Here is a 25787-nt window from a genome sequence, read left to right on the forward strand (position 1 = left end):
TATGAGGGCGGCCCGCCTGGGGGCTTTGCGCCACATAGGGTGGGTCAAAATCAAACGCTGAAACCGGGTCAGTTTTGAACGCTCATTGACATCCCAAGCCCTCTATGGAACGGCCGCTTTGGCGATTTTTCCTGTTGAAGGAAAAAGCTGTTGCTGCCAGTGCGGTGGATCCTGCGTCAGCGAAGGTGTAGACTCCAAGGTCAGTTTTGTCCTGCCCCTCGTTTGTCTGACCCGGCTGCGGCGAAAGTACAGTATCGGTTCCGGCCGAAACCGTGCCCGCAAATGACCGGTCTGACGACAACTGCCGCAACGCAGAGTATCACCTGCCGCGAATGCGAACGAATGCTGCGTCAGCAACATGTCCAAAAATCAATGTCGGGAAAGTCCGCAACTCGGACGTTCGCTGCAACTTGCTGAAACGTCTACGTTGCGGACGAAGTGTGGATTCGCGGTACTTGCACCAATTGCAGTTTGATGTGCTTTGCTGGCGTCAGAATGAGCGTGAAACGGATGTACAACATCTCCGCAAGGCGGATGATTTCGAGACTGGTTTTTAAGTACTTGAAAGAGGCAGGTCTGCTAATGAGCAAAAGATACGCAACCGCCCTGCAGCGCTCTACCCAAGTTCTTCTGACAAGACCCCATAGAGATCTCGCATCGCTAGCTTTGGATCACCGAATTACGTGAACCGAGCACTTGGCATGATGCACGACTCTGTTCGCAGTGGAACCTAGAAATATGTCCTCGAATCCGGGCTTATGCGAAGCTAAGACGATGCAATCGGCGTCGCTCTGGTTTGCGAAGTCGACAATTGCCCTACCCGCATGCCCGGAGATGAGCTGTACCTTCGCGTCTGAAATTTCAGAGGCAGTGTTATGCAGGTTCTCCAATATCTCATGCCGCGTATGTGCAAGCACTTCACTTGGAATCTGAGAACCCACATATGCCGGAATAGGTTCTTGGACGTGCACAACGGTGAAAACAGCGTCGGCATCAGCCAATTGGCGCGCAGCCTTAAACGACGCTTGAGTGTCGTGTTCTTTGTCCAGAGAAACCGGGATCAGGATGTTCTTGTACATTTGACCTCCTATCTACTGCTCCGATGATTTCAGTTTGGTTTTTCGGCGGCACGAACCCTAAACAGGCTCGGACTTTGAAGAATTCCCCGCGCTCTTTGTAGCGGCTGCAACGTCATCAACTGTTTTCTCAACAGTTTCAGCTTCGGTTTCAGCGATATAGGATACACAACGAGACACGGTTTCGAACCATTCCTGCGCGTCAGCAACCAACCGCTCAGCCGAATGGCGCTGCCATTCCGTCACACTCTGAAGGGCTTTCGATGGATCGGACGGGTTCGCAGAAGACACTTTGCGTGCAGCTTGTAGAGCCGTCCGCACCGCCTCGTGACGCCGTTCGAACCAATGCTGCGCAAAGGCCTCTGTTTCTTCGAGCATTTTTTCTTGTGCGTCCCAAAATTGTTCGATCTGGGCACCGAAGGCTGGATTGCCAGACATGGGCGGCTGCATTTGCTTGAAAACATCCACAAGTGAGGTCGGGCTATTTGTGCTAGATTTCTTTGTCGGCATCGAAAGTCCCTCCTCATTTCCTGAATGAGCTATTGTGCCACCTGCGGCGCGCTTTCGCCTTAATACAGATCAATATCCCCCATTTCTTAGGATCTTCGGCTTAGGCTGCGACGGGACATTGGCATTCTTTCGACATCGGTACCAAGATGGCAGGGTTGGAGTTAAAGTATTTTAGACAAGAACTTAACGCGTGGATCTCTATGCACATTGCCGGCTTTCTGATTACCCTAGGTGTCCTCTTCCTTGCCGGATTGGCGGCCGATCAATTAGGCCGGGTCACCCATCTTCCTCGTGTTACAACCTTGCTTTTCCTCGGTCTGATCGCCGGGAACGCCGGAATGCGTTTGATCCCACTCGACGTTGCAATGTGGTTCGACGAGATTTCCATTGTGGCTTTAACGATGGTCGCGTTTCTTCTTGGAGGTTCTTTAACCCGCGAGAACTTGGTTCGGCATGGCAGAGCCATTCTGACGATTTCGATTTCAATCGTGGTTGCAACCCTTGTTATCGTGTCTGCTGGATTGACGGCAATCGGCGTACCCTTCGGGTTGGCACTGGTGCTGGCGGCAATTGCTACGGCTACGGCTCCGGCCACCATGACAGACGTAATCAAGCAATCTGGGGTGTCCAACAGCTTCACCGAGACATTAAAGGGCGTCGTCGCAATTGATGACGCTTGGGGTCTGATCGTTTTCAGCATCGCCTTGCTTCTGGCCGGTCATTCGGATGGTTGGGCCACCGTCACGACCACAGCGATGTGGGATTTCGGAGGGGCTATTTTGTTGGGTTCCGCGCTAGGCGTGCCATCCGCTTACCTCACCGGCCGTTTGAAGCCGGGAGAGCCAATGCAAGCCGAAGCGGTGGGAATCGTGTTTCTGACAGCAGGCCTTTCGTTGTGGCTAGAAGTTTCGTTCCTTGTCGCAAGCATGGTTGCTGGCGCAGTTATTGGGAATCTTGCCCGCCATCACGACCGTGCTTTTCATGAGATCGAGCACATTCAGTGGCCGTTCATGATTTTGTTCTTCCTACTGGCTGGCGCCACGCTGGAGATTGAAGCCTTCGGTTTGATGGGCTGGGCCGGTGGTCTTTTCCTATTCTTGCGCGCCGTCGCCCGCCTCGTCGGGGGTTATTGCGGAGCGAGACTTGGCGGCCTGCCTAGCCGTCAGACCCGCTGGTACGGCCCAGCTTTGTTACCACAGGCCGGTGTCGCGGTAGGAATGGCCCTCGTCGCCGGAGAGCAATTTCCACATTGGGCCGCGTCGATCATGGCCTTTACTCTAGCCAGTGCTGTGGCCTTCGAGGTGTTGGGGCCGCCGTTGACTCTCATGTCAATCAGACGAACGGCTGACACAGATGAGCAGATTGGTCAGTAACTATTCAGACTGGATCGATTCAAGAAAGGCGAGCAAATTCGCCAACGGCAGGCCTACCATCATAGGTTGCCCATTAGGCAGAGCCACCGCGATTTGTTGGTCTGTCTCAAACACCGCGCCAAAGATTGGCATTTCGCCCCCATGCGCGAGCAATTGTGAACGACCGTCAATCTGTTCAGCTATAAGATCTATCGGAAACACACCGCCGTTCTCGCCTGCCAATTTGGTAAGGTCAGGTGTTCGAATAGCCAGCATTTCCGCCATTGGCCCGTCTCCGGTTGCTTCGAAACCGTGACATTGCCAGCAATACGTCCGGTACAAATCACTTCCCTCATCAACGCTGACCTCCTGCGCTAGTACGGGCCCCGTGACGAACAGTGCCAGTAAAATCCCTCGAAAAATCTGCATATGCTCCTCCAATTTGCTGCCCCGGAAGAAGATCTAATTATAAGGCATCCTTAAGAAAGCACTTTGACCTTGCTCATTTTGAACGCTCCTGTACGAGGATTGGCGTTTCAGTCGAATAGCGTTTGGTGTACGCGCCTAATTTATTCCTGCCGGCCTAAAACTACACCACCTCATCGTTGACCTCACCACCCTTGCGCGCAGACGGTTCTCCTTCCAATATGTTCATATACCTGAGAATTCGTCAGAGGTGATAAGGCACGCGATGCAACCATCTGAGCGCATCCATCCGAGCCCAAGACTGGTAACAGGTTCCGAAGCGTCAAGAATTGCTTTCCACCCTAAATCTGAAACCGTCGAACATGTTTGCATTGCCTTTAAGTCCGACGACAAACGACAGTTGGGTTCCGTTCAGCCTCGGAGACCCGACGCAGCGAGGTGATTGACATAGATCAAAGCACCAACATGAATTACATAGTGAAATCCGAATGTTTCAACATATTCTACGTTCACCGTCCTGTCCCCAAGTAAACACAAAGGTGAATGGAATTTTGAAGGAGTGGAAGTTCCACCCACGGGGGCTCGGCAGGAGTGATGGCGAGCCCCCAGTTAGTTGATTGGCGCCCAATGTGCCCAGGTTGAGACACACGGCATTCGGTGCAGCTTTGACCATAGGATTAAGCCACTGCGCCAATCGAGACAAAAAGAGAAGGACGCCACTGACGACGTTCAGAGTGGGCAGTTGGCGGAAATCACTTATGAACTCTGTTGATCCAAACGAACAGAAACTCAGGCGGGCCCTTACTACACCGTTGCTCACGCTTTACGGCCTTGGGGTAACGGTCGGAGCGGGCATTTATGTTCTAGTCGGCGCGACAGCAGACATTGCTGGACCGTTTGCAGCGTTTTCGTTCGTTGTAGCCGCGCTCGTCGTATCACTCACCGCGCTTTCGTATGCAGAACTCGCAACTCGATTTCCCGTCAGCGCAGGTGAAGCGGCCTATGTTGAAGCGGGATTTCAGAAAAGATGGATGGCGGCTTTCGTCGGCCTCGCGGTCGCGGCTTCGGGCGTTATCTCCGCTTCTGCCGTTGCAATTGGCGCAGCATCATACCTTCACGCTTTGACCGGTTTTGCGATTCCTGTTTTGACCATCAGCGTCGTTTTGATCATGGGTCTAATCGCGCTTTGGGGGATCACTGAATCGGTCTTTGTTGCGGCCGTCATTACGATCATCGAGATCGCAGGCCTTCTCTTTGTGATTGGCTGGGGTATGTCGGTTCAGGATCCGCAAGGATACGGGATCAGTTTGATGCTTCCGCCACTTGAACTCGACGCGTGGAGAGGCATTTTCGCAGCATCAATTCTCGCCTTCTTTGCATTTGTTGGCTTCGAGGACATGGCCAATGTCGCGGAAGAGGTCAAAGACCCCGTGCGCACCATCCCAAAAGCGATTTTACTAACCCTCGTTCTGGCGACCGTGTTGTATCTGGGAACCTCAATGACGGTTCTACTTGTTGTTCCGATCGATGTTCTCTCGACAACCGCAGCACCCCTCGCGCTTGTGTTTTCAAACGCCCCCGAGGTGATCAAACAGGGCTTTTCCGCGGTCGCGATTGTGGCGACAGTCAATGGAGTACTGATCCAGATGATTATGGCCTCGCGAGTGATCTACGGCCTGGCTGACCGTAACCATTTACCGAAGGTTCTGGCGATTGTCCCAAAAGCAACTCAGACACCAGTTATCGCTACTTTGCTGGTCGTGGCGATCATCGTTTTGCTGACCCAAACTATACCGCTTGGTATTCTGGCAGAGCGCACGTCTCAGATCGTTCTCGGCGTCTTTGTACTGGTCAATATTTCGCTGATCCTGCTGAAGATGAAGCCGGACGAGTCCGCAAAGCACTTCCGCGTTCCTCTTGTGATACCGATCCTTGGGGTGATCACCAGTGCATTGCTTTTCGGATCTGGATTTCTCTAACTGATACAACGACCCAAAGGCCTCAACTAGCTGCCACGGCATATGACGACTGACCAAACTTCCATAGGATCAAAACTTTCGGCCTGGTGGCATAGAACGTTTGTGGATCTGGTTCAGCAGCTGCAATGGTCCTACCTGCCGCCATTGATGGTCTATTTTGCGGCCGGCGTGTCCGGCCTGACCTCGGTCGTTGGTGCTTTTTTCCTGAAAGACTACCTCGATTTATCCGCCTCTTTCGTTGCAGGGCTAGCATTTTGGGCTGGTATCCCATGGATACTAAAAATGCCGCTTGGTCATGTCGTGGACCTGTTTTGGCGCTGGAAGTCCCTGCTGATCTTGTTCGGCGCGTCCTTGATCACGTTGTCTTTGCTCACCATGTACGGGCTCGTGACCGCACCTGCGCAGATGTCCAGTTTCATGCCGCTGGAAGACTGGTATGTTGTTGCCTTGCTCTTGGCGCCTTCGGGCTATGCAATTCAGGACGTTGTTGCCGACGCCATGACGGTTGAGGCGGTGTCAAAGGTTGACCAGAACGGCGCACCATTTTCGCCGGAAGAAACTCGTGCACAGCACACAACGATGCAGACCTTGGGCAGAGTTTCGATCATTTCCGGGTTTGCGGCGGTTGCGGCTGTAAACATCTGGGTTTTCTCTGGAACCGAAGAACTGCAAGAATCCGAACGCCTTGCGCTTTATGGCCAAGTATATCTGATAGCTCTGACCATCCCGGTGTTGTCCGTTAGTGGAGTCGTTCTTCACAGCTTTATCCAGCGTCAGCTTATTAGGCGCGGCCACCCGCCACATACGCCGGATGAAGCCACCGAAGTCAAATGGTCCATATTGCTCGGCGGCCTTGCATTCGTTGTGCTCAGCATCGTGCTGGGAACCGCAGATTTCGAATTCGCGCAAGAGACCGTTTTTGCGGTTTCCCTGACGGTGATCCTTTACCTCATGTCGCGTCTGCTGAAGGAGTTGGAACCAGCCCAAGCCAAAGCCTTGATCGGGACAGCGACAATCATTTTTGTATTTCGTGCCGTTCCTCTGCCGGGACCAGGCCTGACTTGGTTTGAAATCGATGAACTGGGGTTCGATGAGCAATTCCTGGCAATTCTGGCTTTGTTGACTTCGATGCTGGCCCTGCTCGGGTTAATCGTCCTTCGACCATTTATGGCCAACCGCTCGATTGCGCATGTGGTGGTGTTGCTAACGATTGCGGCGGGCGTTCTCGCCCTGCCTAACCTTGCCCTCTACTACGGTGTGCACGAATGGACGGCGGCGCATACCGGCGGAGTTGTCGACGCAAGGTTCATTGCCATTCTTGATACAGCTGTTGAGTCGCCGCTTGGACAGATTGCTATGGTCCCGATGTTGGCTTGGATTGCACGCAATGCCCCTGTTCAGTTGAAAGCGACCTTTTTTGCGGTGATGGCATCATTCACAAACATGGCTTTGTCGGCGAGCAGCCTCAGCACCAAATACCTCAACCAAATATACGTCGTCACACGCGCCGTCACATATCCAGAGACCGGTGAGGTCACGTCTACCGCGGACTACAGTCAACTTGGATACTTGCTGATCTCCGTAGCCGTGATCTCGGTGATCGTTCCGCTGGCCACAGTGTTTTTCGTTCAAAACTCGCGCTTCCGAACGAGTGAATGATCACTGGCTTTCGACCTCTCTCAGCAGAGCTCTGAGATGTGAAACCGGGACGCCGATGTTTGAGCCACCAAACTCGGGCAGGATCGCAGCATTGATCGCAACGACCTCGCCCCGCCGATTCAATGCTGGCCCCCCGCTCCCACCGGTCGTGGTCTCGGCGTCATAAACGATGGCGCTCTCACTTGTCCGTGCAACGATCCCCCGGCTTGCCAGCGGGTGAATCTTGCTTTGAGTAGAAAGCCGGGACGCGATCGACCAAAAGTTCAGCGTTCCTTCTGCCTCCAGTTCCTTCAGAAAGCCCGGACCAGCCTGCGCAATCAAAGCTTTCAGGCCCGTTGGATATCCCAACAGGTAAAGCTCTTCACCGACGAGCGACGTGGCATCCGCCAACGGAATGCCGAGGTCGTGAACGCGGCTTGGTTCAACTGCTAAAATAGCCAAGTCTGCCGCTTCACTGAACCGAACCAAACGCGCCTCTATTGGTTCCGTTTGATCAGGCAAATAGGCCAGCAGCCTCAACATCTCAGGCTCGAGACCGGCGTCTCTCAGCGCCTTCTCTCGATCCCCTGATGTCCATGGCAACGCAACATGGCGGTTGGTGGCCATCAACGGCACCCCAGCGATCAAAAAGCCCGTTCCGGTGAATTGAAATTCTGCAGGTTCGCCTGTCCCGTCCGGTTCGATCCAAGGCTGGCCAAACGGGGTCTTCAGGTTTTCTCCGTTCAGTCCCAACACGTGCCGCAAAATCTTCCCGCTTTCCACGTGGCGCAGCCCATAAGCCCCTTGAATGAACGCGACGGATTGAATCGAGGCAGCGATTACGCGCGTGGGTGCTCCCGCCCGTTGTTCCAAGGTTCCAAGACGTTGTTCAGTCGACAAGACCTGGTTCTCAAAAGCGTCACGCAATGAAGCAAAGTCATCAGGCGTAAGTACGTCTTCTCGCGTCTGAGCGAGCATAACCGCGACCGCTTCGATCTTGCGGGACTCCTGTTCGATACTATCCGCCAAGCGCCGGTCGTTTTGGTAAAGCAGGTACCCAAACCCCGCGATCACAAGAAGCGTCGCAAGAACTGTGATCCTGAACAATATCGTGGTTTGAGAGGCAAGCCGCCGCCCGCTGTCGCGCAGGGCACCAGACATCTTTTTAGCGAAAGGTCGACGGCTCGTTCGGGTGTAAGCATATGCATCACTGAGGATATCCTCGACTGTATGGTACGCGGGAAATGAGTGATCGCACAACCTATACCGAGACATAGGGCCCTTTTCGCCGAACTCGATCATGTCGCCATGGTTAAGAGACGCCGATGAGGCTTTTTGTCCGTTCACCCATACATTGCGCCCTGCTGACGCGGTTATCGTGTAGCCGTCGTCAGCCCACTGTAAGGTGGCAATATCGTTGTCATGCGGAGGCAGGTCGTCTTTATGTCGAAGGCTTAACACCCTGCCATCGTCAACAGAAACGGTCAGGGCTTTATCGACCAGCCAGTTCACGTTTCCGCGCGATGGTCCGGTCAGGCTCTCCAGAAAGGCCCGCACCTCACCTTCACCAGCATGTCCTGAGGGTGTCATGCTACTCTCTTCTGGTTTTCGCATTGTGGCCCCCTACCCAAACGCGTGAGGGCATTCTACCACGCTTCAACACCAAACCCATGGCCTGGTAGAAATGGGCAAAAAACACATTTTTACAGACACTTGCGATGTCTGCCCGGCTTCAACCAAACACACTTATGAGGCCGCAACTGTAAGAAGGCCGATCCATGATCGACCCTCTACCTTGGCATTTTTATGCACGGTATCGAGCCACCAGACCATCTATTTCGACGATACCTTGATCTTACGGCTTGGATCCCGAGGCTCAGACTTCGGCATTTCGATATGCAGAACGCCTTTGTCGAATTCAGCTGAAATCTTGTCGATTTCCACAGTGTCTGGCAGCGACATGGCTCTGGAAAAGCTGCCATAGCTTCTTTCACTGACACGCAAATCGCCCGTTTCATCATGCGCAATCTTCTTCTGACCGCTCAAGACTAGTTTGCGGTCCTTGATTTCAATTTCCACATCATCCTCTTCGAGCCCCGGCAATTCAGCAGTCAGGACAATCGCAGAATCCGTTTCTTGGACATCGATTGCCGGTGAAATCGCACCCGTCATATCAAGAGACGGAAAGCCCGTGCGTTGCGCAGCCGTTTCCATCGGCAGGAAGGGTGATCCTCCCCCCAAAAAACGCGACATCAGGGTTTCCATTTCTCGCCGGAAGTTGTCAGAGAGCGGATGCATTCCAGTGAAAAGTTGCGGTGACTTTTTGTCTTCTAACACTTTGAGCCTCCTCCTTTGGTCGGATTTCGCGCGCGCAACATTATGACAGGAAAAGCGGTCAAGGACCTTGATCTTGCGCAAGCATGCAACCTCAGCATCAGCCAGGCTGAACGCAGCGGCTAAGCGAACAGAAACCGGAAACGTCGTCCACTAAACCTGCCACGTCGTGGTGGAGTTAACACCATTCTCGGTAGTCTTGATCGGAATCCCAGGTCAGCTTAGCGTTTATTTTGAACGAGCCCGAGTTGCCTACCTTTAGCGCAGTGGAGCAAAACCGTATGAAATGGCCTTATCTGGCACTGATTTACGTTTTGCTGATCTTGGCTCCCTTGGGTTTTTCTTGGTCTCTGGGATGGCCAACACGATCATTTCATCAAGAGCTCGCGTCCGGGCTTGGAATGCTTGCTTTTTCAATAATCTTAGTCGAGTTCCTGCTGTCTGGGCGGTTCAGGTTCATCTCTTCCGGTCTGGGTATGGATGTAACCATGCGAGCGCATCAGTTGATGGCGCGTACAGCACTCGGCTTTGCGCTGATACACCCGCTGCTATATCAGGGCACGCCTTCGGGCGGACGCCGCCCGTGGGATGAAACAAACCAACTTACGATTTCGACCGACTTTTCTGTGCTGGTATCGGGCATCGGCGCATATTTATTGCTGTTCATTTTGGTCGCCTCGGCGATTGCCCGCAAATCCCTTGATTACAAATACGAAACATGGCGCCTTTTACACGGGCTGGGAGCCTTGGTGATCGCAAGCCTGCTGTTGCATCACACGGTCTATGCTGGGCGCTACGGTGGGCATCCGCTACTAACCTATCTCTGGCTTGCCCTAACCAGTATTGCAGTTGGAACTTTGCTGTATGTCTATCTCGTTCGCCCTTTACGTCAGAGAAAAAGACCGTGGCGCGTCACGTCTGTGTCTCGACTAACACCGAAGCAATGGGAGTTGCGCGTCGTTCCAGATGGTCACAACGGACTAAACTTCGAAGCAGGGCAATTTGCTTGGCTAAACGTTGGCCACAGTGTTTTTTCGCTGCATGAGAACCCATTCTCGATTAGTTCGGCACCAGCCGAAGGCCCCGAAGTCTCATTCATGATAAAGGAGCTTGGGGATTTCACATGCGGCCTCGGACAGATCGCTCCGCAAACCACGGCCTATCTGGATGCCCCGCACGGAAATCTATCGATCAGCCACCGAACTGAGAAAGGCATTGTTCTGATCGCAGGTGGTGTCGGGATCGCGCCCATGTTGAGCATTGTGCGTCAGGTACGGTTGAGTGGAACACAGTACGATCTCAAGCTTATCTATGGCAACCGGGTGGAGGAGCAGATTGCTTTTCGCCAGGAGTTGTCCAAAGAAGAAACAGTATTTGTTCTATCCGAGCCGCCAGAGGATTGGTCCGGAGAGACAGGCTTGATCGACGGTCATCTGTTGGACCGCAATTTGTCTTCTGAACAATTTGAAAGCTGGCTTTTTGTTCTCTGCGGCCCCCCTGCCATGATGGACACGGTCGAAGATCATCTGATTGAGCGGGGCACCGCGTCACACCGGATTTTGTCTGAAAGGTTTGACTATGATTAGACTGCTCAGAAACCTGCCCGCACGCCAACAAGTGAAACTCGCAGTGTGGTTGATCAGTATTTCAATCTTCGTCGCTGTCTTGGCCTTTTGCTTAAGGTAGAAAGCTAGACCGCCAGCAGTTGGCTAGCTTCAAGGCTGCCGGCCGAAAAGGCAGGTTTTCTTGGAGATGGATGCCGTCACGAACTTCCTTAAAAACATGCTCCGCGTGGACAGCTTGAGCATACCGCAACGATCCAGATATGCCCCTATGAAACGCCTTTGATGGAGATCAAGGGCAACGCACGTCACTTATTCATAATAAGCAATCTAATCAGGCCGATTTTTGGGAGGATCGGAATGACCTTACTCATCGCCTTCGCCACGGTCGAAGGCCAAACAGCAAAGATTGCGCGCTTCATCACCGATCTCGCGAAGAATGCCGGTTTCGACGCAAAGCTGATCAATACCGATGAAATGCCCAGCCACGTTTCACTTGACGATGTGGTCAAGGTTATTCTCCTGGCCCCTGTCCACGAGCGTAAGCACCCCAAGTCATTCGAAGCATTTGTCGCTTCAAATAGAGATGCCTTAATGAAGCGAAAGTCTCTTGTGCTTTCCGTCGGTCTAAAAGCTGCTTTCGCGTCAGGTCGAGAAGAAGCACGCGACTATCTTGACGAAATGCTTCTTCGAACAGGTTTTGAACCAAATGCGACGGCTTTGGTCGCAGGCGCGGTGAGGCCCGAAAACTACGGGTATTTTGAGAGGGAGATTCTTCAGCACGTCGTCTTGCTCGGTCGAAAAATCGATCCACGAGAAGGGGCAAGGGAGTTTACTGACTGGGATGAACTCACGTTAATTGTGATAGAGTTCCTTGGCGAAAACCGGCGGGCAAACACGCTTCAACCTCAAGCGAGTACCCAATAACAACTGGCTGTTCCCGTATTAACCGATGAACGTATAGAGCTACCTATCCCAGAAAATCACAGTCGCCAGTTCTCTTCATCAGTGCCCGAACAGCACTGGCAACCTTGTCTGCTCCAACATTGCTTGTGTCGTTCCCCCAAATACCGACTGACGCAAATGGGAATGCCCGTAAGCGCCCATAACAACGAGGTCGGCCCCCAGTTCTCTTGCGCGTTCCTGAATGCAGTGTTCAATTGAATTCCCGCCGCACCGAAACTGCGACACGGTCACAGTGCAACCGTGATGGCTGAGCCATCCAGCTAGGTCGGTTCCGGGCGCTTGACCTTCTACGTCATCAGGCGACGGCAAATCAAAACACCCAATCACAACTTCGTTGGCCGCCAGAAGAATGGGTAAAGCTAAATGCGCAACCCTAGACGCAGGCAGGCTATCATTCCATGCCAAAAAAATGCAGTCGCGTTGGGCAAACGGATCTCCATTTATCATCAGGCCTACCGGCGAATGGAACAATACTCCGTACGCGATCTTGTGAAACAAATCGGGGTCTTTTCGCAACTCGGCGTCTAGAAAGGCGATATCAGAGCGATTGGCTTGGCCAGCCACAAGATGCTTCAACTCTGCTCCAGATCCCATAAAGGCAATTACATTTGCAGATACGCCTTGCGCTACCAGGAGCGATTCAACTTCTGTAGCGCGGGACTTCAAGGCGGCATTTTTTCCGTTAAGAACATCCAACCAGTTTGAAGGAAGACCCGCCTCAACGAACCTGTTCGATCCATATTTTAGGTACGGCAGGTTGGGTAAGTCCGCGATCAACACGCAATTCAAGTGAATGTTGTGGTTACGAGCAGTTTCAGCGCATTCCAAAATCGACGCGTCGTCAGCATCAACTCCTACATAATATGCCACTGTTTTGTGTTGCATTCCCGACCTCCGTCCGGAATTTCAATTCGCCCAAAGGCCGTGCGCACGGATTAAACCAACGAAGAGACAGTGTTGTTGGTCGCTCTTCTTATTTCGGCAGCATGAAAAACTCTTCCAGCACAATCTTGCCTTCCGCCACCGAATACACCGCGATCTCGCGCAGGGTCATACGCTCACCCGTGGCCTTCTGAACGACTTCGGCTCTGAAGCGCACTCCAAAGCGGTTGGGTGGGTGGACGTAGGGTCCATCCACTTCTAGGTCTTGGATTTCATGCGATGCCAACCAATCCTCTCTTTTTCCCTTGATGGCTTCTCGCCCCTTTGAAACGCGGAATTGTCGAACCGGAGGCACGACTGCCTCTATCGACTGTGCGTTTTCGGCATACATTTCATCAACACTTGCAAGGCCCCTGCGCTCACGCATGGCCTGGGCGAATGATCTTCCGATTTCAATCAACTCTTCCATGAGCCCCCCCTGAATTACCATTGACAGTACCACGTCTTGCCCTCGCCAATCTTGACAAGGATCAATAAGAATACCGATGGATACTGTGAGGCCGGTTCGAACAAGTCTCAGCTAGGCCAACAGAGATGTCGCTTATAACGCGCCAAGTTCGCGCCACTCGGCAAGAGCGGTGGTGCCGTGACAACTTGAAGGTGTCTCGGCTGGGAAGGAATCGCCCCTGGTTGAAGTGATTGGAAATGGAGGAGTGAACGGCGACGAGCTTCTGCAAACTTCGCATCCGCCTTAACCGTAGCATCGTATGTCGCGAACGGCTGTCTTGTCCGCAAAGCGGTCATAGGCTCGTTCTGATCGGACGTCCGACTTGATCAGAAGCGGCCATTGTGTGTTATAAATTGCAGTTTGAGATGCGCGCGATCGGTTTCTATGATGGCAAAGACAGAAAAGTGCGCTGGTTGGCAGGGTGCCGAAGCCTGGTGCGGAAGGGCTGGATGGAGACTTCACCATGTCCAGTATTCAGCTTCCAATAGTCAGACCGTCTCAGCCGCCGTGGAACAAGAACCGACTAATTGGTCAGAAACGTCCACTCCTGCCAAGACAGGTTTGGGCAATTCGTGCGCGGCTCGAACTCGCCGGGAACCCGCGCAACCTTGTGCTGTTCAATCTTGCTATCGACAGCAAACTTCGCAGTTGTGATCTTGTTCGCCTGAAAGTGGCGGATCTGGTCGTTGCCGGAGCAGTTCGAGACCGCGTATCGATCGTCCAGAGCAAGACAGGCAGGCCAGTTCAGTTCGAAGTGTCCGAGAACACGCGAAGATCGATTTTTGAGTGGGTCAGATCGCCCGCCATGCTTGGTCGCGAGTTCCTCTTTCCAAGCAGGTTCCACAGTTCATCGCACATTTCGACTCGGCAATACGCACGTCTCGTGCGCAGCTGGGTGTCGGTCATCGGACTGGATCCTTGTGGGTACGGAACGCATTCTCTTCGGCGGACAAAAGCTGCGCTGATCTATCGGAAGACTGGCAACCTTCGGGCCGTCCAGCTCCTGCTTGGACACACCAAGGTTGACAGCACGATCAGGTACCTTGGGGTCGAACTCGACGACGCGTTGAGCATCTCGGAGGAGATCGACATCTGACGGTTTGACGGACGGCAGCAGCCGTTCTTCATCTCAAAACGGGTTCCGAAGTTTAGGCGCGAACGGCCGCTCCTTCGGATACTAGACTTTGGATTATTTGCGTTAAATGACCGCCATGCGGACAAAGCGGACGTTCGAACTCAGACGCAATAATAACTCCGCGCACAATTGGCAAACAGGCTCAATGCTGTGATCAGAACCTGACCCTAAACGCCAGCCCAACCAATGGTGCTGTTTCATAGGTCTGACGACTAATTTCCGCTCCATTCGCATCATCTAGCGTCAGGCGGCCGTCAAATTCTGCGCCTGCAAATACGCTCAATGAAACTCCAGGATTTGGGTTGTATCCAACGGAAAGTACGACGGGGATACTCTTGTCTTCGCCCACCCCGTCCTGCGCGAGACCTTCCCCATCTAACCTGAATCGAATTCTCTCCGATCGTGCGGTTAAGGAAAGATCTATGGTCTCAGTCAACGTATAGCTCAGGGTCAACCCGGGGCCTTGTGTCGCACCAATCCCTGAGCCAGTGTTCAAGTTCCAGCGATCATTTAGGTCCCAATCGATCAGCAGGGCCGGAAAAAAATCTGTACCACCATCGTCAAATTGAGAGAACGCGCCAAAGGCCGGTCCTATCGTCAGACGCTCGTTAAGTTGCCAAGCAATACCCGCAAAAACACCGTAGGTCCTGCCATCAGATGAGGAAGCTCCACTTTGATAATCCCACCTGATCTGCGGTGACACAAAAACTGTTGCTGTATCGCTCGCACGAAATCGCAGGGGAACAGAAACGCGAAAGTCACGGATGTTCTCCCATGGCTGATTGTTCGATTGACTGAAGCTATAGTCCAGCTTGCCGAAGCTGGTTGAAAGCCCAATGGAGTTTCCTCCTTCCAGATTGTAAAGTGCGGTAGCACGTAGAAATGCTCGGCTTGCAGAGAATTCACCGCCGTCACTCAAATCCGCGTCCCCCTGAAACGCAGCAAGCCCATCAACCTGATACGCCCAACCTAGCCGGGGCTGCGCGGCTGAAGGTGACGCTGCAAATCCTAGAGAAATAGCTCCAAAGCAGCACGTCAGAAAAAGGTTTTTCATTTGGCATTTCCCACGTGACGCTGATTCCTTTTGAGTTGCCATTCCTGAACGAGCGTTTCAAGCCCCTAATGGTCGGCTCTGTGGACTGCGGAGACATGGCTACTCAATGACATATTTATACAATACGAAGCTTAAGCACTGACACTGATAACCTATAGCTGAATGCAGTTTATTCAGCATGATGAGCAAGCTTGCCGTCCCATTCCTCTGACGAAACTTTGGGTTCCGGCGGGTCCGCAATGTACGACGGTGTCATTATCTGTGTTCCGTTTTCATTAAACACATCGACAATGTTTTCGCGCAAATCGGACAAAATCTTAGGCAAGCTCGATCCGCGCGAAGTGTATGCGTTGATCTCATAATTGATTGCGTAGTCAGCCAGCTGCGTCCAAAGCACAAAAGGTTCAGGGTTCTTTCTTAACCCTTGAGTACGATGAGCTGCCTCTATCAGCATCGCTTTGATTTTCTTTGGTGGCTCCTCGTATCCGATCCCTACTGTCGTGTGAACCAACAGCCCTCGACCATCCACTTTGCGCGAATAGTTTACGACTTCGGAGTTGAGCAGCTGTGCATTTGGAATGCTAATCATCTCGTTCTTTATCGACTTAATGAGTGTTTCCATCAGTTTGATCTCGGTTACATCCCCAATCTTGTCGCCAACCTGAATTCGATCACCGACATTGGTACTGCGTCTATAGATGACAAACAGACCGGCCATCATATTCGAGACGACCGTGTTCGACCCTAACGATACCATGATACCGGCAAGGATAGTCAGGCCTTGGAAGGCTCGAGAGTCAGATCCGGGAATATAAGGGTAGGCAAACACCAGCGCGATAACAATCAGCAAAGCCCTGCACAGCATTTTTGTTGGTGCAATCCAATGATCTTCAAAATCTTTCAGTTGGAAAGCGCCGCTCTCGACGTTGTCGAAAAAAAGATCGAGGCCTCGAATTCCCAACCGTGTCACAGCTGCGATGATTGCGAGCATGATCAAGTTGGGGATATATTCAACAATTGCCAAAACGACGGTTACGAGCGGCTCGCTGACATACTTCAAGAGGATCTGGGCAATGCCCTGGGTCTCGGCAAAGGAGAGCAGCACCAATGAAAGGTAGTAGTAGAAAAAGAACAGAAACAGGACCCACATCAATATGTGTATTGAATAGACGATAATCGACGCGATTGCCCTGCTTCTCAAGAGCGATTTCGTGGCTTCTTCAACACCTTCAGCTCTCTTTTCCAAGATGTTTCTAAAGTAGTCTAATAACATTCGCCGTTTCGCAAAAAACGCATAAGAAGTGAGGGCAAAGACTGCAGTCCAAGCAAAGGCAGCCATCGCACTATCTACTCTGCCCTCATTGGACCGAGCATCTCGGTATTGAAGGACTGCAGCCTCAATCGCTTCGGACTGAAGCCCAGCTAGAACTTCAATAGCCATTTGTTCGTGCTCAGCATCAGCTTGGGTGGTGATCGTAACCATCTGCCCGTCAACGCGTATCATTTTCCCAAATTCGGCGTCCGATATCTCAAGCTGAACTGAAGCTTTCGCAGATGCATCGGCGACTTGAGCGATCCGCTCCTCAATTTTTCTCGCTCGTTCGGTTGCGGGCAGCGCACTTGAACCGCGAACCACGAACAATTCTTCGCCATCCACAATCACCGGCGCAATAAACTCGGGATCCTCTCTCTCTTCAGCCGGTGCGAGGATTTCTTCAGACTGAGCAAGCGCAACAGTGCAGGAAAATAGAAGAAGCAGTAACCATAGCGTAAGGGCCCTCATGATTTTGCTCCTTCTGCGGGAATAATATGCACATCGCGTTGCGGGAACGGTATAGATATGCCTTCTTTATCAAACCGCTCTTTTGCTTGACCGGTCAGGTCCCAATAAACGGTCCAATAGTCATCAGACTTGGACCATGGACGGCAGAAGATGTTGACGGAGTTGTCTCCCAACTCACCCACGAAAATTTCTGGTTCTGGTGCCTTCAGACAAAGCTGGTGATGCGCAACCAAGTCTTTGAGCACTTCAATTGCTTGGGCAGCGTTGTCCGAATAGGCGATACCAAAGACCAGATCGACCCGACGTTCTTCGGATGCACTTACATTGGTAATGACATCCCCCCAAATCTTGCTGTTGGGAACTATAATAATCTGGTTGTCGAATGTTCTGATCTTGGTTGAAACCACCGACATCTCATCCACAAACCCAGATGAACCGCCCACTTGGATATAGTCGCCAGTGTCGAATGGCTTGAGGACCATGATCATCAGACCGCTTGCGAGGTTTCCCAGCGTTTCCTGCAATGCGAAACCTAGGATGAACGACAAACCACCGAGCACGGCAAAAAGCGGTGTGACGTTAACTCCGAACAAAGCTAAAACGACGAGTATACCAAGGACGAAAACGGCCCAGTATACGGCGGTGGCAATGAAGCGTTTCAGCATTCTGGAGATAGTTGGAATTTTGTTCAGACCCCGTTCAGTGACCCGGCGCACCATCCGAGCAATGAACATCATGGCCCAAACTGCCAACAAAACACCCAGACCGGCCATCAGCAGGCCTACGCCCCCATCCCACGAGAACAACCAGGCCCAAGCGTTCTGAAAAAGCGTTTGAAGGTCGGTAGTTTTTAGGGCTCCCGTTTTCAACGCGAGAATATAGTCAGAATGCGGTTCTAGATCTTCCGCCTTCGCGCCTTTCAGGGCCCATGCTTCGAGCACCAGACGATAGTTGTTGAGAGTTTCTGATCCAGAGTCGTTCAAAGAGGACAACTGAGACCGCAAGTTGTCTTCCCGAGCTCCGCTCGCCGACCGAAGTTGCAAGTTTACTTGCGCGACTTCTTCGAGCCGAGAGCGCACATAACTCTGCCAAGTACCAGCGACTTGGGAAAGCTCTTCCGCGGTTAGGGGAACAAGTAGGATCTCGAGATCATCAGCCGCAATCATCTCATCAACGACTGCTTTTTTTAGATCGTCATTCTCGACTTCCACAGCCTCTTGGTCGGCCTCAGTCTCTTGCGCGCCGGCAGGAAAAGCACTCGCTAATGCCGTGAACCAAATGAATGACCAAATCTTCAACGTTCTCAGTGCTCGTCTCATCTGTCTGTCCCTTACTTCTTTAACGGTCGAAGAGAGCACACACAGACGCAACAAATCCAGACTTATGTTTATGTTTGAATATTTCCTTGTGACGAACCCCACGGATTTTGGGGTCGCCGTCGATATAGAGAATCTCTCAAATTCGCGGAACCACATATCTGTGAATGAAACAGAAATTTCCGCAAAAGGGTCATAGACTTGCCGTGCACGTAGAATTGGGAGCCTTTTCCATTAGACCCATTAAACCGAGAATAACGGCCTCCTGGCGACACCACTCACTTGCGTCTCCAGGAGGCAACCAGACAAGTCTGGCGAATGCGCGAGCAACAGAGGTAATACAAATTCGCAACGCATTCGCATACTTGAATATAAAATACAACAAATCAAGTAATTTTACGCGCGCCAAAAAGTTTGCCCTCGCGTGCATGAGAAATTCTTGTTTATTCCAGCTTACACGCCCGCTTCAGAAAACGTGGCGGCGCTGTGCAGATGGCGGGTGACGAACTTTGACTGTAGCGAACAGAATTTGCGCTCATGCCAACTTGGTTGACTAACAGCGGCCAACCGCACATTCGACTTAGTCTGGCCAGTCCCATGGTCAGACTAAATCCCCGCGTTGCCCATCATCCCAGATAGAGGTGACGCGGGGAACTTTGATCCATCTTTCAATCAGTACCGTAACACCAAAACCCCAAGACTACCGCCCGCGTTGTTCACCTGGTTTCCCTCCGAACGATGCGGGTTTTTTTGGGGGATGGGGATATAATGAGTTTCCATTTTGCAGAGCGACCGACTGGACCTTCTACTTCTGGTTTGGTCGATGGCGCACGTGTTGGCCTCATTACCACCTGCTTTTCAAACCATTCGAAAGGACGCAGCCATTCATTTTAGTTTGAAGATTCGCGTTTTCGGTTTTCCCTCATATCTTCATTCTGCAATATTATAATGGGATTGTTCCTATGAAAACGACAACTAAGACCCTTGCTGCCGCTGCCGTTCTTGCATGCGGAGCAACCGTAGGACATGCCAAGGACAAAAAATATTCTGCCAAAAGACAACGCAGAGTTCGTAAACTATGGCGAGGAATCCGGCTGGAATATGTTTGTGGATTAGAGCCGAAATACTTGCCTGATCGAACGGGTGGATGAGAATACCAACGTTGTTCAAATGGGTCTGACCCCAGACAAAGATTTTGGCTACATGGGTGTTTTTACAAAGGCAGACATCGAATTTGAGGATGATAAAGTCTAGCTGCTCATGGACAACAAATTATACTATGGCGATACAACAGCGGCGCCACCTAATTTGGCGGACGGGTACAAAGGCGGTTATCTCATTGCCAACAATCCCGACTTCGTCACAGACGTGATGGAGCGCGAAATCATGATTGTAATGCCAGAGTCTAATTTTGCCTTCGAATTAAGCCTTTCTGGCACCAAGAAGGCAATTGAAGCGGCGCGTGAGTGCAATGCTTCTCTGACCAACTGATCGGTGTCGATACTTCAAGGCCGTCCACTTTGTGGGCGGCTTCGTTTGTGACTGCGCGAACCCTGTGTATCGAGGAAGCTTATAATCGATTTCAGGCTTCAATTTCGATCAACTCTGTTTTGTAACTTAGATAGTTTGTCCCTTTGTTCCAAAATAACTTTTTAGAGGCGCAAAAATACGTCCGCTTCGGGCTCGAAGGGGACATTCGTTGCAACTTGCTTGAACGCCTCCTTCGCGGAAAATTTTACTGAAGCGGGAAATGCGTCTTCTTGCTTCAGTTCGTACAAGTGTTGCTAATAACGCTTTTCTCCTAAGTGCGCGATACCCGAAGCCAGTAGTCGTCTTGCCTCGTAGAGTTCACGCTGACCAGACATTAGGTTTGGAGGCAGAGCACCTATCTTTTCAGAATGCCGGATTGATATCTCTAACCTATCAGCCGCTTCGATTGCGGCTTTTAGTGCAGCCTTGATGGCGGTGCTATCAGAAATGGGCAGGCGAGTTCCAGCCATTCCTCCGTTGTCTGTCCATGACCCTCTCTTCATTTTTGTTCCTCGCTTAGGCGGCCCCATTTTGGTAGCAGTGACTTATCAATTGCGGCGGTCGTTCTATCCGTACGTCGCATTTCCTCGACCTCCGCACGGAGTGCGGACAGTTCTTCAAGCCCTTTGAGCTGGGCGTGACGACCCAGGACATCCTGAAGAAGCCTTGCCTGTTGCAAGCTGATTTCGCCCCGCGATGCTGCAGTTGTGGTCCGCTCTGAAGCGACGAGGATATCTTCAATTGAGCTCAATTTGTTCCTGTCAGCCAATTGAACGAAGTCAGAGCGTGTAGGAGGCCGGACCCGATCAACGAGCCATTGGGCTACGGTTGGATTGCCGTTATCAAGCTCGTCGGAAATTACGTCAGTGGCGCGCCCGAGCATCTCTTCAAGCCGTTCGCCCGCAAGCCGTGCTGCGCGTGCTTTAATGCCATTTGCGCCCCGCGGTCGGCCGGTTGACTTTGGCGGTTTGTGCCCGGGCAGGAACTTGCCATCCGGGCCGCGTTTAGCTTGTTGCTCGTCATGGGGCATAGAACCGTCAATCTCGTCATTTATACGTCAATAATACTGACATAATAGCTTAACTTTGCGTTCTTGTCACTGTCTTGGGATTGACCCGTGGGTTACGGAGTTCGAGAGCGAGGTGTTCCGCTCCTTCAAGTGAAAAACCAAATCGGCTGTTGCATTCCCACAAAGAAATCAAGACGTGAGGATGCCTCCAAGGCCATCTGGCATAACATGCTCAACGCTCAATTCCTTAGTTACAAGACATGCAAACCACCTAGGATGCTCCCACTCAATTCTCAATTTCCATTCCTCAATGTTGAACGCACGTTGGCCAAGTTGTCTGGATGAAGGTGATAGCACCGCGCGACATCAAGGTTTTGGACTGCCAAATTGGTTTCATTTGCCCAATTGACAGCAGTTGAAGTCAGGAGAATTCAGTAATATGTGGGGTTTTGTGTGTGGGCGAGATGTCCCAGCTGGCGGAAAACGCAGCGTTTTCAATGAGGGTATGGTGGCCCTAGGCTACACCAAAACCTAACAATACAACTAGATAGCAAGGGTTCTGTCGCGTTTTTTTTGGATGACCGAGTATGAGTGAAATTGATGAGCAGTTTACCCTACCAGTTGGGCGAACTGCTGAAACGGGCGGAGTCCGGGCGTGAATTGACCTTTCATCCATGCGCCACGAACGGTCTGCTGGACGCTTTCTATACCGCGCTGTTTCGGCAATGAGGCCAGCATATCGACTGACCCAGCGGTTTAGCGTTGCATGATCCAGATCAACGCCACGTTCCGCCATGATTTCCTCCAGATCCCGGGAAACACCGTAGCGCAGGTAGAAGAAAACCGCATGCAAGATCACGTCTTTCGGAAAATGCGCGCCCTTAAATTAGATCGTCACGGCCTGCTCCTGTCATGTTCTAGTGCGCGCTACCAGAAATGCACACACCCTGACAGGTGAGGGCGAACTTCGCGACAGAACCGAAAAAATCGGTTTATTAATCTCACCCCCCGGGAGTATACCAAATTGGAGAAGTGTAAGCGCGTTCCTGTGTTGAGGTCGGCACTTCAGCAGGCAATTCGTCTCCGAACCGAACGGCATCGTAAATTGTCCACCTCGGTGTGGGAATTTCCAGGACGCGGGCGTAGTAGAAAGCCCGCACAGAAGGATCGAATTCAGAGTCCGTCCAAACAGTGATCAGTTCCGGGGATCCTATCGAATTGGTAAACGTACCCGTTGCAACATCCACAGTATTCCCCACCGCCGGTAGGTTGCCGTCCGCATCAGGTTCGCGGTCTCCCGACCATGCCACGTCATAAACCCGCTCTTCAGTGTCGCCGTTGGCATTTAACCAGCCTTTCACAATCTGAATACGGTCGAGATTGCCGGAAAACGGGTCTTTCAGGGCAGCAACCAGGAATGTTGGGGCGTCCGCGCCTTCTGTAGCGGTTGCGAGGTCCCCACCCATCGGAACGCCTTTTTCATATCCGACGTCGGCGGGCAAACGAGATTTTGCATCAGCTTCAGTAAAGTCCCAGCCACCAAAGAAGCGAACCGCGATGCGACTACCAGTCGTCCCATATACTTCTTTCCTCTCCATGGCATCGAATATCGCTTCGCGCGTGTTATCTTCTGCCCAGACTGCAGCGTAACCTGAGGCTGCCATTTCCCACCCAAGAATCCTTGTCGTATCGAACTCGCCAACGACATGCTGCCAACGGCCAGGTTCCGGTTCGACACCGGAGTGTTTGCCAAAGAAATTGTCTTCTTCCGCCGTTGCCAAAGCCGTATGGCTGTCGGTCGAGCCCACTACTCCGAACTTGTATGGATTGGTGCCGAGTTGAGCCTCTAGTTTAAGACCATTCTTCAAAGCCTCACGCGCGTATTCGTACTGAAGCATCCAGTCTTCTTTGGGTGTCGGACCCAGATTTGACTTATCCCAGGTTTCATAGTCCGCGAACTCATCATTCGGGCTGAGAAACGGGTGGGTTTCTCCATCGCCCTTGATCTGGGTGATCTCATACATCGGCTCCCACTTGGCACGCCGCTCTGCGTAGTCTTCGGTCAAAGGTTCACCCGTTTCAGGGTTGGTCTCGACAGGAAACATCAGGCCGTTGGAGACGTTGCCGTTGTGGGCAAGGGCCAGCACACGGCCGCCGGTCTCTAGTTCATAAGTTTCCATCCAGTCCCACAAACGTTCGGGATTAAAAGTTTCTGCGGTTGTGAATGGCAGCATCTGCCGTGCGCGAATGGCATCATCTCGGTAGATCACGTTGCGGTGGAGGTTGTTGCCTCCTTCAGTGGACGTCCATTCGTACCCGATGAACGCAGTGAATGCGCCGGGGTCGTTGTGATGATCCGCAGTTTGCGTGAATTCGTCCCAAACGGATTGTACGAACCTGCGATCTGAAACAGCCTCGGGAAGAGCATCACCGGTTATACCCGCAAAGGTTTCTATGACCTCCATTGTTGCGCCGAGAGCAACATCTCCACCGGCATTAAGACGTTCGTTCCAGTCTCGAAGTGTTGGATCGCGCATCAGCGTAGAATTCCCTGCGACGATCTCATTCATGGCGCCCATGGCGTCCGAGTGATCGGATACGACAAGCCAGTCGAGGGGACGCGATAACTGCACCCGAAGGCCGTGCGACGTAGTGACTTCCTCACCGCGTGCAAATCTATAAGCATCGTCTGGGCTCAGGATGACGCCAAACCCCCGCGCGTCGAGCGAATTTGACGTGTGCAGGTGAGTGTCACCCCACAGAGGTCGTGTAGGAAAGTTTCGACCTGCATAAGGTGAGAAATCAGCAGGCGCGGGTTCACGCATATCATCAACTGATATGGTCATCTCTCCAACTTGCCCACCTTCTGCGGCCTCTTGAGCATGTGAAGAGCTTGTTATGAATGCTGCGGAAACTATTGCTGTTGATGTCGTCAGAAAAAACTTCATTTGAACCTCCCAGCCGAGCCGAATGCCAGCCCATGGCAACATCTGAGCCGGCTGTTCGTCAAGGAAAACAACAGTTTTTCTTAGTTTTGCACAAGGACCCCGGGAGAAGTTCGACCAAAATCAGACCGCAGCTTCGCCCAATTCTTTAACGCTCAGCCGTTGTGAGAAAATACCGCAACGAGTGAGTGTTCTTGACGACTTGTGGCCTGGATCGTCAGACTTGAATCTGTGATCTTGATTGGAGGCGTTGTTATGAAATGGGTGTCGCGAACATTCCTGCTGGCCTTATCCCTTCTATTTGCCACGGGCGCTTCAGCTCAAGATAAACCAAACATCGTATTCATATTTCTAGATAATTTTGGTTGGGGTGAACCCGGGTTCAATGGAGGTGGCATAATCCGGGGTACAGCGACCCCCGAGATGGATGCCCTCGCTGCGGAGGGACTGCGACTCACGAACTTCAACGTGGAAAGCCAGTGCACGCCGTCCCGCGCAGCGACCATGACAGGACGATATGGCATCCGGAGCGGCAACCACACGGTCCCACTAGGCGGCGGTGTCTACGGCCTAACTCAGTGGGAAATCACGATGGCCGAGATGCTAAAGGATGTGGGATACAAAACGGCCATGTACGGCAAGTGGCACCTTGGCTGGACCGAAGGACGATATCCAACGAATCAAGGATTCGACGAATTTTTCGGAGTTGAGACCACTGACGTTACAGTCTGGCGCACACTTCCGGGATTTGCTGAAGCCAACTTGGAAGAGCCTGTTGTGATGCAAGGTGTTGCAGGTGAGCCAGCAACCATCGCGCGGGACTACGATCTCGACTATCGCGGCGAGATAGACGGCGACCTGACGAAAAAGGCTATCGAGTTTATCAAAGCGAAGAGTGCCGAAGAAGCGCCGTTTTTTATCTATCTTGCCTATACTCAGACTCACTATCCAAATATCGCGTCCGAGGAATTTGATGGCGCCACCGGTAACGGTGTTTGGGCCGATATTCTGCTTCAAACAGATACCTATGTCGGGCGCATCGTGGATGCGATCGAGGCGGCAGGTATTTCCGACGACACTGTGGTGATATTTACTGCTGACAATGGCCCCGAAGCTCTTCCGGTTGGAAACGCAAATGTCTCGCCCGTGCCAGCGGTACATGGCACCGGCGGGCCTTGGCGTGGCACTCTGTTCACCAGCCTCGAAGGAAGCATGCGGGTGCCTTTTGCGATCAAGTGGCCGGGTAAGATTCCCGCGGGTTCAGCAAGCAACGATGTTGTCCATTCGATGGACCTCTATCCGACACTTGCGGCATTTGCAGGCGGCAAGGTGCCTGATGACAGGGCCTTTGATGGTATCGACCAGTCGAAGTTCTTTCTTGGTGTCCAGCCAAATTCAAACCGAGAAGGCGTGATCGTTTACATGGGAGAGCAAATATTCGGCGTAAAATGGAAGGATTGGAAAGTTCTTTTCAAAGAGAATACGACGGCTTTTGGTGCAACGGAGTCTTTCGACACACCAAGGGTCTACAATCTATTGAACGATCCACACGAGCGCGAAAGTGTACTTTTCCCTTACACGTGGGCGGTCGAAAAGGCGCTTCCGCAGCTGCAAGAGCACATCGCTACCTTCGAGGAATACCCTCCGATTCCACCGGGAACGTCCGATCCCTACGAACCACCCAAAAACTGAGCAGCTGGTTGCTACGCAAACCGGCCCTCTCGAAATTCTTCCGAGCGGCTTCACCAAGCTCAACCCTACCAACTTCCCAACGTATGACGA

At 52.2% G+C, this 25787-nt stretch carries 20 protein-coding genes and 3 pseudogenes; 8 read left to right on the top strand and 15 right to left on the bottom strand.

All coding sequences use genetic code 11. The features are described from left to right. Nucleotides 1–491 precede the first annotated feature (491 nt). The 3 genes and pseudogenes from ACR0MJ_RS18725 to ACR0MJ_RS18735 all read right to left on the bottom strand — a co-directional run. A pseudogene (locus ACR0MJ_RS18725) lies at nt 492–584 on the bottom strand (IS6 family transposase); the annotation flags it as partial. Nucleotides 585–671: 87 nt separating this feature from the next. Continuing rightward, the gene (locus ACR0MJ_RS18730) at nt 672–1079 is read right to left on the bottom strand and encodes a universal stress protein (RefSeq protein WP_170512749.1); all 408 of its coding nucleotides are present in this window, start codon (nt 1077–1079) and stop codon (nt 672–674) included. Nucleotides 1080–1136: 57 nt separating this feature from the next. Continuing rightward, nucleotides 1137–1586, bottom strand: a complete 450-nt coding sequence (locus tag ACR0MJ_RS18735; protein WP_480762163.1) for a phasin family protein — start codon at nt 1584–1586, stop codon at nt 1137–1139. 146 nt (nt 1587–1732) lie between these two features. Here ACR0MJ_RS18735 and ACR0MJ_RS18740 point away from each other — a divergent pair, with 146 nt between their 5' ends. Then, nucleotides 1733–2959 (top strand): cation:proton antiporter, encoded by a 1227-nt coding sequence (locus ACR0MJ_RS18740; protein ID WP_480762164.1) that lies wholly within the window; start codon nt 1733–1735, stop codon nt 2957–2959. On the opposite strand, the gene ACR0MJ_RS18745 is transcribed toward ACR0MJ_RS18740, so the two are convergent. Further along, entirely contained in the window at nt 2960–3367 is a 408-nt protein-coding gene (locus tag ACR0MJ_RS18745) for a c-type cytochrome (RefSeq protein ID WP_141138522.1), read from the bottom strand. A 614-nt stretch (nt 3368–3981) separates the two neighbouring features. On the opposite strand from ACR0MJ_RS18745, the gene ACR0MJ_RS18750 reads away from it, so the two are divergent. Both ACR0MJ_RS18750 and ACR0MJ_RS18755 read left to right on the top strand, forming a co-directional pair. Then, nucleotides 3982–5343 carry an APC family permease gene (locus ACR0MJ_RS18750; protein ID WP_480762165.1) on the top strand — a complete coding sequence of 454 codons (1362 nt, stop codon included), beginning with the start codon at nt 3982–3984 and terminating at the stop codon, nt 5341–5343. Between the two features lie 102 nt (nt 5344–5445). Then, entirely contained in the window at nt 5446–7002 is a 1557-nt protein-coding gene (locus ACR0MJ_RS18755) for an MFS transporter (protein ID WP_480762166.1), read from the top strand. Here the strand turns inward: ACR0MJ_RS18755 and ACR0MJ_RS18760 are convergent, their stop codons facing one another. Both ACR0MJ_RS18760 and ACR0MJ_RS18765 read right to left on the bottom strand, forming a co-directional pair. Then, on the bottom strand, nt 7003–8571 hold the full coding sequence (locus ACR0MJ_RS18760) for a trypsin-like peptidase domain-containing protein (protein WP_480762167.1): 1569 nt from the start codon (nt 8569–8571) through the stop codon (nt 7003–7005). Nucleotides 8572–8814: 243 nt separating this feature from the next. Further along, nucleotides 8815–9399 carry an Hsp20/alpha crystallin family protein gene (locus ACR0MJ_RS18765; RefSeq protein WP_480762168.1) on the bottom strand — a complete coding sequence of 195 codons (585 nt, stop codon included), beginning with the start codon at nt 9397–9399 and terminating at the stop codon, nt 8815–8817. Nucleotides 9400–9716: 317 nt separating this feature from the next. Between ACR0MJ_RS18765 and ACR0MJ_RS18770 the strand changes: the two genes are divergently transcribed. Both ACR0MJ_RS18770 and ACR0MJ_RS18775 read left to right on the top strand, forming a co-directional pair. Next, a complete protein-coding gene (locus ACR0MJ_RS18770) occupies nt 9717–10901 on the top strand; it encodes a ferredoxin reductase family protein (protein ID WP_480762169.1) in 1185 nt (394 codons plus the stop codon). Between the two features lie 336 nt (nt 10902–11237). Further along, nucleotides 11238–11804: a flavodoxin domain-containing protein gene (locus ACR0MJ_RS18775; protein WP_480762170.1), complete on the top strand. Its 567-nt coding sequence runs from the start codon at nt 11238–11240 to the stop codon at nt 11802–11804. Between the two features lie 78 nt (nt 11805–11882). Here the strand turns inward: ACR0MJ_RS18775 and ACR0MJ_RS18780 are convergent, their stop codons facing one another. The 3 genes and pseudogenes from ACR0MJ_RS18780 to ACR0MJ_RS18790 all read right to left on the bottom strand — a co-directional run. Then, nucleotides 11883–12728 (bottom strand): universal stress protein, encoded by an 846-nt coding sequence (locus ACR0MJ_RS18780; RefSeq protein WP_480762171.1) that lies wholly within the window; start codon nt 12726–12728, stop codon nt 11883–11885. Between the two features lie 88 nt (nt 12729–12816). Further along, nucleotides 12817–13194, bottom strand: coding sequence for a SnoaL-like domain-containing protein (locus ACR0MJ_RS18785; protein WP_170512768.1), 378 nt, complete (start codon nt 13192–13194; stop codon nt 12817–12819). 132 nt (nt 13195–13326) lie between these two features. Continuing rightward, nucleotides 13327–13489 (bottom strand): annotated as a pseudogene (locus ACR0MJ_RS18790) (IS6 family transposase); the annotation flags it as partial. A 207-nt stretch (nt 13490–13696) separates the two neighbouring features. On the opposite strand from ACR0MJ_RS18790, the gene ACR0MJ_RS18795 reads away from it, so the two are divergent. Further along, on the top strand, nt 13697–14329 hold the full coding sequence (locus tag ACR0MJ_RS18795) for a tyrosine-type recombinase/integrase (RefSeq protein WP_480762172.1): 633 nt from the start codon (nt 13697–13699) through the stop codon (nt 14327–14329). Nucleotides 14330–14522: 193 nt separating this feature from the next. Here the strand turns inward: ACR0MJ_RS18795 and ACR0MJ_RS18800 are convergent, their stop codons facing one another. The 3 genes from ACR0MJ_RS18800 to ACR0MJ_RS18810 form a co-directional block, all read right to left on the bottom strand. Beyond that, nucleotides 14523–15422 carry a hypothetical protein gene (locus tag ACR0MJ_RS18800; protein WP_223117488.1) on the bottom strand — a complete coding sequence of 300 codons (900 nt, stop codon included), beginning with the start codon at nt 15420–15422 and terminating at the stop codon, nt 14523–14525. 169 nt (nt 15423–15591) lie between these two features. Continuing rightward, nucleotides 15592–17205, bottom strand: coding sequence for a mechanosensitive ion channel family protein (locus ACR0MJ_RS18805; RefSeq protein WP_480762173.1), 1614 nt, complete (start codon nt 17203–17205; stop codon nt 15592–15594). Further along, entirely contained in the window at nt 17202–18524 is a 1323-nt protein-coding gene (locus ACR0MJ_RS18810) for a mechanosensitive ion channel family protein (protein WP_170395548.1), read from the bottom strand. Before ACR0MJ_RS18810 ends, ACR0MJ_RS18805 begins: the two co-directional genes overlap by 4 nt. Nucleotides 18525–19781: 1257 nt before the next feature. Between ACR0MJ_RS18810 and ACR0MJ_RS18815 the strand changes: the two genes are divergently transcribed. Further along, nucleotides 19782–20012, top strand: coding sequence for a hypothetical protein (locus tag ACR0MJ_RS18815; RefSeq protein ID WP_480762174.1), 231 nt, complete (start codon nt 19782–19784; stop codon nt 20010–20012). Nucleotides 20013–20550: 538 nt separating this feature from the next. Here the strand turns inward: ACR0MJ_RS18815 and ACR0MJ_RS18820 are convergent. From ACR0MJ_RS18820 to ACR0MJ_RS18830, 3 genes and pseudogenes are all read right to left on the bottom strand, one after another. Continuing rightward, nucleotides 20551–21081: a hypothetical protein gene (locus tag ACR0MJ_RS18820; RefSeq protein ID WP_170402035.1), complete on the bottom strand. Its 531-nt coding sequence runs from the start codon at nt 21079–21081 to the stop codon at nt 20551–20553. A 628-nt stretch (nt 21082–21709) separates the two neighbouring features. Beyond that, a pseudogene (locus ACR0MJ_RS18825) lies at nt 21710–21919 on the bottom strand (IS6 family transposase); the annotation flags it as partial. A gap of 142 nt (nt 21920–22061) precedes the next feature. Continuing rightward, the gene (locus tag ACR0MJ_RS18830) at nt 22062–24008 is read right to left on the bottom strand and encodes a DUF3604 domain-containing protein (RefSeq protein WP_480762175.1); all 1947 of its coding nucleotides are present in this window, start codon (nt 24006–24008) and stop codon (nt 22062–22064) included. Between the two features lie 201 nt (nt 24009–24209). Between ACR0MJ_RS18830 and ACR0MJ_RS18835 the strand changes: the two genes are divergently transcribed. Then, nucleotides 24210–25697, top strand: coding sequence for an arylsulfatase (locus ACR0MJ_RS18835; protein ID WP_480762176.1), 1488 nt, complete (start codon nt 24210–24212; stop codon nt 25695–25697). The last annotated feature ends 90 nt before the right edge of the window (nt 25698–25787 follow it).

The sequence above is a fragment of the Ruegeria sp. C6 genome (assembly GCF_056537625.1).

Excerpts from the sequence above, each read along its gene's own strand:
- ACR0MJ_RS18730 (WP_170512749.1), bottom strand. The coding sequence starts at position 1,079 with ATGTACAAGAACATCCTGATCCCGGTTTCTCTGGACAAAGAACACGAC.
- ACR0MJ_RS18735 (WP_480762163.1), bottom strand. The coding sequence starts at position 1,586 with ATGCCGACAAAGAAATCTAGCACAAATAGCCCGACCTCACTTGTGGAT.
- ACR0MJ_RS18740 (WP_480762164.1), top strand. The coding sequence starts at position 1,733 with ATGGCAGGGTTGGAGTTAAAGTATTTTAGACAAGAACTTAACGCGTGG.
- ACR0MJ_RS18745 (WP_141138522.1), bottom strand. The coding sequence starts at position 3,367 with ATGCAGATTTTTCGAGGGATTTTACTGGCACTGTTCGTCACGGGGCCC.
- ACR0MJ_RS18760 (WP_480762167.1), bottom strand. The coding sequence starts at position 8,571 with ATGACACCCTCAGGACATGCTGGTGAAGGTGAGGTGCGGGCCTTTCTG.
- ACR0MJ_RS18770 (WP_480762169.1), top strand. The coding sequence starts at position 9,717 with ATGCTTGCTTTTTCAATAATCTTAGTCGAGTTCCTGCTGTCTGGGCGG.
- ACR0MJ_RS18775 (WP_480762170.1), top strand. The coding sequence starts at position 11,238 with ATGACCTTACTCATCGCCTTCGCCACGGTCGAAGGCCAAACAGCAAAG.
- ACR0MJ_RS18780 (WP_480762171.1), bottom strand. The coding sequence starts at position 12,728 with ATGCAACACAAAACAGTGGCATATTATGTAGGAGTTGATGCTGACGAC.
- ACR0MJ_RS18785 (WP_170512768.1), bottom strand. The coding sequence starts at position 13,194 with ATGGAAGAGTTGATTGAAATCGGAAGATCATTCGCCCAGGCCATGCGT.
- ACR0MJ_RS18795 (WP_480762172.1), top strand. The coding sequence starts at position 13,697 with ATGTCCAGTATTCAGCTTCCAATAGTCAGACCGTCTCAGCCGCCGTGG.
- ACR0MJ_RS18800 (WP_223117488.1), bottom strand. The coding sequence starts at position 15,422 with ATGAAAAACCTTTTTCTGACGTGCTGCTTTGGAGCTATTTCTCTAGGA.
- ACR0MJ_RS18805 (WP_480762173.1), bottom strand. The coding sequence starts at position 17,205 with ATGAGGGCCCTTACGCTATGGTTACTGCTTCTTCTATTTTCCTGCACT.
- ACR0MJ_RS18810 (WP_170395548.1), bottom strand. The coding sequence starts at position 18,524 with ATGAGACGAGCACTGAGAACGTTGAAGATTTGGTCATTCATTTGGTTC.
- ACR0MJ_RS18815 (WP_480762174.1), top strand. The coding sequence starts at position 19,782 with ATGGACAACAAATTATACTATGGCGATACAACAGCGGCGCCACCTAAT.
- ACR0MJ_RS18820 (WP_170402035.1), bottom strand. The coding sequence starts at position 21,081 with ATGCCCCATGACGAGCAACAAGCTAAACGCGGCCCGGATGGCAAGTTC.
- ACR0MJ_RS18830 (WP_480762175.1), bottom strand. The coding sequence starts at position 24,008 with ATGAAGTTTTTTCTGACGACATCAACAGCAATAGTTTCCGCAGCATTC.